At 69.4% G+C, this 5,563-nt stretch carries 6 protein-coding genes; 4 read left to right on the forward strand and 2 right to left on the reverse strand.

The genetic code is table 11. The features are described 5' to 3' along the window. From ACUJB0_RS31615 to ACUJB0_RS31625, 3 genes are all read left to right on the forward strand, one after another. A partial coding sequence (locus tag ACUJB0_RS31615; protein WP_444848720.1) for a cytochrome-c peroxidase occupies positions 1-1,173 on the forward strand: 1,173 nt, incomplete at its 5' end. Between the two features lie 107 nt (positions 1,174-1,280). Continuing rightward, positions 1,281-3,944, forward strand: coding sequence for a polysaccharide deacetylase family protein (locus ACUJB0_RS31620; RefSeq protein ID WP_444848721.1), 2,664 nt, complete (start codon positions 1,281-1,283; stop codon positions 3,942-3,944). Beyond that, positions 3,941-4,255 carry a hypothetical protein gene (locus tag ACUJB0_RS31625; RefSeq protein WP_444848722.1) on the forward strand — a complete coding sequence of 105 codons (315 nt, stop codon included), beginning with the start codon at positions 3,941-3,943 and terminating at the stop codon, positions 4,253-4,255. The genes ACUJB0_RS31620 and ACUJB0_RS31625 overlap by 4 nt, the downstream gene beginning before the upstream one ends. 7 nt (positions 4,256-4,262) lie before the next feature. On the opposite strand, the gene ACUJB0_RS31630 is transcribed toward ACUJB0_RS31625, so the two are convergent. Further along, on the reverse strand, positions 4,263-4,574 hold the full coding sequence (locus ACUJB0_RS31630) for a cupin domain-containing protein (protein ID WP_444848723.1): 312 nt from the start codon (positions 4,572-4,574) through the stop codon (positions 4,263-4,265). Beyond that, entirely contained in the window at positions 4,571-5,173 is a 603-nt protein-coding gene (locus tag ACUJB0_RS31635) for a DJ-1/PfpI family protein (RefSeq protein ID WP_444848724.1), read from the reverse strand. The genes ACUJB0_RS31630 and ACUJB0_RS31635 overlap by 4 nt, the downstream gene beginning before the upstream one ends. An 82-nt stretch (positions 5,174-5,255) precedes the next feature. On the opposite strand from ACUJB0_RS31635, the gene ACUJB0_RS31640 reads away from it, so the two are divergent. Further along, positions 5,256-5,563: type 1 glutamine amidotransferase family protein (locus ACUJB0_RS31640; RefSeq protein WP_506737540.1), on the forward strand; the 308-nt coding region annotated here is incomplete at its 3' end.

A 5,563-nucleotide genomic window follows, 5' to 3' on the forward strand; every position in this document is an offset into this window, starting at 1 on the left:
GCCTACGCGCCCGGCCCGCAGCGCCAGCCGCCGGTGGCGGAATTGACCGCGCTGGGTCGCGCGCTGTTCAACGAACCGAGCCTGTCGGCGTCCGGCCGCAGCAGCTGCGCCAGCTGCCACAGCCCCGCGCACGCCTACGGCCCGCCCAACCGGCTGGCGGCGCAGCTGGCCGGCGCCGACGGCGCCACGCAGGGCACGCGCGCGGCGCCGTCGCTGAAGTATCTGCAGACGGTGCCGCCGTTCACCGAGCACTACCACGACGACGACGGCGACGACAGCGTCGACGCCGGCCCGACCGGCGGCTACGACTGGGACGGGCGCGCGCAGTCGGCGCACGAGCAGGCGCGCGGGCCGTTGCTGTCGCCGCGCGAGATGGGCAACAAGGACGACGCGGCGGTGGTGGCGCGGCTGCGCGCCGGGCCGCTGGCGGCGCAGTTCCGCCGCACCTTTGGCGAGGCCATCTTCGACCGTCCGGACGCGGCGATGCGCGGCGTGCTGATGGCGCTGGAGGTGTTCCAGCAAAGCCCGGCCGACTTCTACCCCTACACCAGCAAGTACGACGCCTACCTGCGCAAGCAGGCCGTGCTGACGCCGCAGGAGGCGCGCGGGCTGGCGCTGTTCAACGACGAGCACAAGGGCAATTGCGCGTCCTGCCACATCAGCAAGATCGGGCAGGGCGGCGCCTTCCCGCAGTTCACCGACTACGGCCTGATCAACCTGGGCGTGCCGCGCAACGGCAAGCTGGCGGTCAACGCCGACCCGGCGTATTTCGACCTCGGCCTGTGCGGCCCGGACCGCGCGGATTTGCGCGAACACCGGGAATATTGCGGCCGCTTCCGCACGCCATCGCTGCGCAACGTCGCGCTGCGGCAGGTGTACTTCCACAACGGCGGCTTCACCGACCTGGCGCAGGTGGTGCGCTTCTACGCGCAGCGCGACACCGCGCCGCAGAAATGGTATCCGCGCACCGCCGACGGCGGTGTGCACAAGTTCGACGACCAGCCGGCCGGGCTGGAGGCCAACGTCAACATGGAGGCGCCGTTCGGCGGCCGGCCGGGCGGCAAGCCCGCGCTGACTGAGCGCGAGATCGCCGACGTGGTGGCCTTCCTGCGCACATTGACCGACGGCTACGGTGGGGTCAAGTCTGACATTCGGACACGAACCCGGCCGTAGTCGGCGCTTAGGGCAGAGCTCGTGTCCGAATGTCAGACTTGACCCCAAAGTGAATCATTAGCAAATATGTCATAGAATGCGGGATTCGTTTTTTCCAGACTCCGCACATGAAATACATCAAGCAGTTGAGCATGGCCGCCGTGGTGGTGGCCGTGGCCGGCGCGGGCGCCTTCGTGGCGCTGCGCGGCAAGCAGCCGGCCGAACCGTCCGGCGCCGCCGTGGCCGCCACCGTCCCGGCGCCCGACGTCATGCCGGAACTGCGCGACATGCTGGCGGCCTACCGCAAGATCATCGTGCTGCTGGCCGACGAGAAGACGCTGTCCGAGGCCGACCGCAAGGCCGCCGGCCAGGTCGGGCAGTCGCTGTTCCACGAGAACCTGGAGCGCCTGGCCAGGGTGCAGGCGCTGCTGGCGCAAACCCAGGCGCTGCCGCCGGCCCGCCGCGACGCCGCCGCCGACACGCTGCTGACCTACATCGAATCGGCCAGCGACCTGTTCGACGCCGACCGCCTGGCCTTCCGCGAAGTGCTGCTGTCGCTGCAGAAGCTGGCGGCGGCCGACCAGACCCTGCCCGCGATCAAGCTGCACAAGCGCGTCAGCGAGGACCTGGCCGCGCTGGAGGACATCGAGAAGCAGTACGACAAGGAAATCAGCGACATCTTCTCGCGCTTCGACACGCGCGCCATCACGCCCAAGCGCGAGCGCTGGGACGACTACGTCGGCCACCTGCGCAAGCTGTACGGCCGCGAGCAGATCATGAAGGACTACGGCGTCATCGTGCCGTATCCCGAGCAGCCCAAGACCGCCGAGCAGGAAGTGCAGGCCAAGGAAATCTTCGGCAACACGCTGCCGCCCAAGACCGTGGTGCTGACCTTTGACGACGGCCCGCACAAGAGCTACACCGAGGAAGTGGCGGCCATCCTCAAGCAGTACAACGTGCCGGGCGTGTTCTTCCAGGTCGGCCAGAACCTGGGCAAGCTCGACGCGCAGGGCAAGCAGACCTTGAGCGCCAACGCGGCCGAGAGCCGGCGCCTGATCGACGCCGGCCACACCGTCGGCAACCACAGCTTCAGCCACGCGCTGCTGTCGAAGGAAAAGGGCGACCAGCTGTACGGCGAGATCGCCAACGCCGACGCGCTGCTCAAGGCCACCGACCAGCGCCGCTCGGACCTGTTCCGCTTCCCGTACGGCGCCCACAACGCCGAGGGCCTGGCCATCCTGTCCAAGCTGGGCCTGCGCTCGGTGATGTGGAACATCGACTCGCTGGACTGGGCCGACCCGGTGCCGAGCTCGATCGCCAACCGCGTGCTGACCACGCTGAGCAAGGAGCAACGCGGCATCATCCTGTTCCACGACATCCACGAGCGCAGCGTCAAGGCGCTGCCGCTGGTGCTGGATAAACTGATCGCCGACGGCTACAGCTTCGCGGCCTGGGACGGCCAGGAATTCAAGGTGGCGCGCGGCGGCAAGCCGGAGCCGGAGAAGATCGCCGTCAGCACCGGCTACGCCAACAGCTACGCCGTGGTCATCGGCATCAACGATTACCAGAAGTGGCCCAAGCTGCAGTACGCGGTGCAGGACGCGCGCGCGATCCGCGACACGCTGGTCAACCGCTTCGGCTTCGCCGGCGAGCGGGTGTTCACGCTGTCGAACGGCGAGGCCACGCGCAACAACATCCTGGCGCTGTTCCACGACAAGCTGGCCGACGCCCAGCTGAAGAAGGACGACCGCATCTTCGTGTTCTTCGCCGGCCACGGCGCCACCCGCCAGCTCAGTTCCGGGCGCAACCTGGGCTACATCATCCCGGTGGACTCGGACCCGCTGCAGGTCAGCTTCGACGCCATCCCGATGACCGACCTGCAGAACATCGCCGAGAGCCTCAACGCCAAGCACGTGTTGTTTGTCATGGACGCCTGCTACAGCGGCCTGGGCCTGACGCGCGGCGGCGGCAGCAGCGCCTTCCTGCGCGACAACGCGCGCCGCCTGGGCCGGCAGATGCTGACCGCCGGCGGCGCCGACCAGATGGTGGCCGACGGCGGCCCCAACGGCCACTCGGTGTTCACCTGGACCCTGCTGCAGGCGCTCAACGGCAAGGCCGATTTGAACGGCGACGGCCTGATCACCGCCACCGAGCTGGCGGCCTACGTGGCGCCGGCGGTGGCCAGCGTGTCGCAGCAGACGCCGGCGTTCGGCAGCCTGCCGGGTTCGGAGGGCGGCGAGTTCGTGTTCCAGCTGCCGGCCGAGGCCGAGTTCCTGAGCGCGCAATCGGCGCAGCTGTCGCCGGACGCGATCGCGTTGAACAGCAAACTGGACAAGGGCCGCGACCAGAAGGCCGACGGCAACACGGTGGTGGTCAAGAACCTGCAGGGCGAGGAGCAGAAGATCGCCGCGCCCAAGCCGGTGGACGCGTCCAGCCGCCAGCTGGCGCAGCGCGCCAACGACCGCGGCCTGCAACTGTACAAGGAGAAGCAGTACGCGCAGGCCGAGGCGGCGTTCACCGAGGCGCTGAAGTACCGGCCCGACTTCGGCCTGGCCGCCAACAACCTGGGCTTCGTCTACTACAAGCAGGAGAAGTACGCCGAGGCCGCGCGCTGGTTCGAGAACACGCTGCAGATCGACACCTCGCGCGCGATCGCCTACCTGAACCTGGCCGACGCCCGCATGCGCCTGGGCGACAGCGACAAGGCCAAAAAGGCCTACACCAGCTTCCTCGAGCTGGCGCCCAACCACGCCAACGCCGGCTACGCCCGGGAACAGCTGAAAAAACTATGAAGAAATCCAGGATCGATCTGGACGTGGTCAGCGTGGCGATCGCGGTGCTGACCTATGTGCTGGGGGCGCTCACCGTGTCCGGCGCGTTCTCGGGCGGGCCGGCGCAGTGCGGCGACTTCGGCTTCACTTGCCTGGGCAACGCCTTCATCGTCGTGGTACTCGGCACCCTGGCCGGCACCGTCACCGCGGTGATGGGCCTGATCCTGGCGCGCTGGCGCTCGTGGAGCGGCTGGATCGGCCTGGTCCTGAACGGCCTGCCGGCGCTGCTGCTGTGCGGCTGGCTGCTGCTGGTGTTCGTGGTGCGCGGCTAGCGCCGCCTCAAACGCTGCCGGCGCGCTCGATGACCAGGATGCGCGCCTGGCCGCGCGGATGGGCCGAGTGGGCGTCGCCCTGGTCGGCGAAGAAGATGTCGCCCGCCCGCAGCGTCACCACCCGTTCGACGCCGCCGTCGCGGTAGTGCATGTCCACCTCGCCGTCCATCACGGCGAACACCTCCTGGCCGTCGTTGACGTGCCAGCCGTAGGGCTGGTCGGTCCAGTGCAGGCGCACGGTGGCGTCCTGCATCGCGGCGATCAGGTCGGCGCCCCAGGCCTGGCCGGCGCGGTAGTCCTTGCTGCGCACGATCCTCATGCCTCGTTCCAGTCGTATTCCATCTGCAGCGCGGTGCGCGCGGCCAGCTCGCGCCCGGCCAGCCGCTCGACCAGGTGCAGCGACATGTCCATGCCGGCCGAGATGCCGCCGCTGGTGACGGTGCGGCCGTTGTCGATCCAGCGCCGCTCGCCGCTGACCCGCAGGCGCGGGAAGGCGGCGCGCAACTCGTCGATGTCCTCCCAGTGCGTGGTCACCTCCTGGCCGTCCAGCAGGCCGGCCTGCGCCAGCAGGAAGGCGCCGGTGCACACCGACGCCACCAGCTCGCAGCCCGGCGCGGCGGCGGCGATCCAGCGTATCACTTCCTGCTTGTCGCGCTCGGCGTCGACCACGCCGCCCGGCACGATCAGCACGTCGAGCGGGCCGGCGTTGCCGAAGTCGGCCTCGGGGAACACGCTCAGGCCGGCGCGCGCCCGCAGCATGGCGCCGCGCTGGCCGATGGTGCAGACGCGGAACGGCGCCGGCGCGTCCGGCGTGAGCTTGGCCGCCATTCGCGTGGCGCAGGTGAACACTTCGTACGGGCCGGCGAAGTCCAGCACTTCAACGTCGTCGTACACATAGATGCCGATGGTGCGTGTCATGGTTGCTCCTGTGGGTGGAAAGCGTCCATCATGCCAGCGCGCGGGTTGACACAAATGACGTTCATGGTTGAATATCTGCCACATGAAACCCATCGACATCTGGCTGCTCGTATATCCCGGCTTCGTGCTGCTGGACGCCACCGGCCCGGCGCAGGTGTTCTCCACCGCGAACGACGAGGCGCGCGACGCCGGCCTGCCCGAACCCTACCGCATCCGCATGGTGTCGCCGGGCGGCGGGCTGGTGGCGTCCACCGCCGGCGTGAGCGTGATGACCGCGCCGCTGCCGCGCGCCGGCCGCCAGCTGGCCGGCGCCACGCTGATCGTCGCCGGCGGCCGCGGCCTCGAGCTGGGCGACAGCCCGGCGCTGGAGCCGGGCGCGGTGCGCTGGGT

This window comes from Duganella caerulea, assembly GCF_040362985.1.
GTDB classification, from domain to species: domain Bacteria; phylum Pseudomonadota; class Gammaproteobacteria; order Burkholderiales; family Burkholderiaceae_D; genus Rugamonas; species Rugamonas vulcania.